The organism is Microbacterium sp. H6, assembly GCF_003314775.1.
Lineage (GTDB): Bacteria > Actinomycetota > Actinomycetes > Actinomycetales > Microbacteriaceae > Microbacterium > Microbacterium oxydans.
Genome location: NZ_QOAY01000014.1, coordinates 14,742 through 15,193, shown reverse-complemented (window position 1 = coordinate 15,193; position 452 = coordinate 14,742). Strand labels below are relative to the sequence as shown.

Genomic DNA, 452 nt, shown 5'->3' with positions numbered 1-452 from the left:
CGAAGGCGCGCTCGATCCGCGGGTGACGCGCCGAGCGCTCGCCGCCGTCGCCGAGAGCGCCGCCGTGCCGGCACAGGTCAGGCGCCGCGAGGGGATGGTCGAGCTGACGGCCAGGGAGCAGGACGTCCTCGACGGGATCCTGCAGGGGTGGTCGAACGCCCAGCTCGCCGCGCGACTGCGCATCTCGGTCCCCACGGTCAAGACGCACGTCTCGAACGTGCTCACCAAGCTCGGCGCACGCAGTCGGTCGCATGCGGCCGCGCTCGTACGCGGCCGCGACGACTGACGCTCAGCCCTGTGCGACCGTCGCGACCGAGCTCTTCTCGTCGTCGCGGAGCGGACGCGCAGCACCCGAGAACAGCCCGGACATCACGACCAGCGCGACCAGGATGAACAGCGTGTTGAGCAGACCGATGTGCTCGCTGATGATTCCGAGCACCGGCGGGCCGCCG

Annotated in this window: 1 protein-coding gene and 1 pseudogene; one reads left to right on the top strand and one right to left on the bottom strand. The window is 71.5% G+C overall.

What is annotated here, in order from left to right; all coding sequences use genetic code 11:
• Positions 1-286 (top strand): response regulator transcription factor (locus DSP71_RS00560; RefSeq protein WP_147251146.1); only part of this gene is annotated, 286 nt, incomplete at its 5' end.
• Between the two features lie 3 nt (positions 287-289).
• Here DSP71_RS00560 and DSP71_RS22830 read toward each other — a convergent pair.
• Positions 290-452 (bottom strand): annotated as a pseudogene (locus DSP71_RS22830) (MFS transporter); the annotation flags it as partial.